Origin of the sequence: Synechococcus sp. 65AY6A5, assembly GCF_002760415.1 — a bacterium.
Classification (GTDB): Bacteria; Cyanobacteriota; Cyanobacteriia; order Thermostichales; family Thermostichaceae; genus Thermostichus.
This window is the reverse complement of record NZ_AXUW01000007.1, coordinates 1-1,655: the sequence shown is the minus strand read 5'-3', so window position 1 is coordinate 1,655 and position 1,655 is coordinate 1. Positions and strand designations below refer to the sequence as shown.

The 1,655-nt window shown below is 45.5% G+C and carries 1 protein-coding gene; it reads right to left on the bottom strand.

Annotated features, from left to right (window positions below):
* Nucleotides 1-108 precede the first annotated feature (108 nt).
* A partial coding sequence (locus SYN65AY6A5_RS13765) for an FkbM family methyltransferase (RefSeq protein WP_099884796.1) occupies nucleotides 109-1,655 on the bottom strand: 1,547 nt, incomplete at its 5' end.

Genomic DNA, 1,655 nt, shown 5'->3' with positions numbered 1-1,655 from the left:
ACTTGGCTCATAAGTTCATTGTACTTCATCAAAGCGCATTCCTCCCGGCACTGACCCTACGGGTACAGTGCGGGGCTCCTGCGATTTCTAGCTGACTGGGAGAACTTTTTACCGACGAGGTTCTTGTGAAACGTCATGAGGGATATGCCTTCTACTCAAGTAGCAAAGAGTACCTCTATGTGCGTGAACTATGTTTCCCTTGTACAAAACATGGGTAGGGCATAGGATCTGGTCTATTAATCGTCTATCTTCTTCAGAGTGAAACTCTAGGTATATTATCTTAATGTCGACTAGAATTTCGAACAAATCCTTTAATATTTGGGTCTCACAACCCTCAGTATCTATCTTGAGAATATCGATGTTGTAAGCGCCAACACTCTTTAGAAATGAGCCTAGGAATGAGCTTGCCTTTACAAGCTGTACAACTCTTGGAAAGTCAGCATATTGGTTCTTGTGTATCGAACTATAACAGGCCGTTACAAGACTACTGTAGAAAGTCTTGGTGATATCATCACTGTACAGCCCAAAAGGGTATACAGTGCAGCCGCCTATCTCTAGGCTGTTTAGCTTCAGCAAGTGAAGAGCTACAGGGTCAGGCTCGAAGCAAAGAATAGTAGCATTTGGATAAAGCATTCGAAAGTAGGCGCTTGCGATGCCTATGTTTGCTCCTACATCAACAATTATTGATACGCCATCGACGAAGTTTAAAAAAGGATATGACTGCTTACTAAAGATTTCGTCAGTCGTGAATAGCGCTGCGCCTTCTTCCTCCTTATAAAAATTGAGACGTAGTGTCCAAGAAGATCCATCCGCTCTAGTCGCGCCCAAGGAAAATCTTTCAACGCTCGCTAACTTTGTTGCGTTCGAGAACACCAATTGATTTTGTTCATCAAGGACAAAAACAAATTTTGAGTAGGGCAGGAGTCGAGAAGTAAGATGGCTGTTGGATCTGGCAATCAGAACATCCCAAGTCGCAGTACCTAAGTGGCTGGACTCTTCCTCCCAGACATGTACTCTGGAAACGACCCTCTCGTCCTTGGGAAGCTCAGACACTGGGAACCCGGCCTCAACATAGACTTCTAGTCTCGGCAGATCCAGGAGATCTGCCACAACTGCTACTGGGCAGTCTTTGCTAACCAGTACCTTAAGTTGCTCCTCTACACGGTGTAACTCCTGAACAGGTTCGTAGATAGCAAGGCGTGTATTGACAAGATCTCTGTAGGCAGTGCTAATGAAAAATCTGGGATCGGACTTAGCTGCGTAAAAGTTGGGTAGCTCTCCCTTGAAAACCCAATTCATCAGATCGGCTATCCGATGCTTGGGATGCCAGTCCACAAGAAACTTTTCATAAGCTCTTTTAGCTATCTCTAGAGCCAGCCCTGGATTTTCTAGGTAAAACTTGATTTTCTCAACTAGCTCCAGCTCAGAACTATAGACGTCGCAGTATAAGCCGGGGCTCAGATACTCATCAAAGCCGGATGCAAAGGAGAGCTTGTCTGTCAGCAAAAAGCCACCCGCAGAAATCACTTCCAAGTTCCTTAAGTTCAGATCCCCGTTCAGGCTGCAGTTAAACGAAATCAGCGATTCGGCAAATAGGCGGGCTGCCTCTTGACGGTTGGCAGTTTTGGCAAGAATGGGCAAGTGTGCCCTCTTTA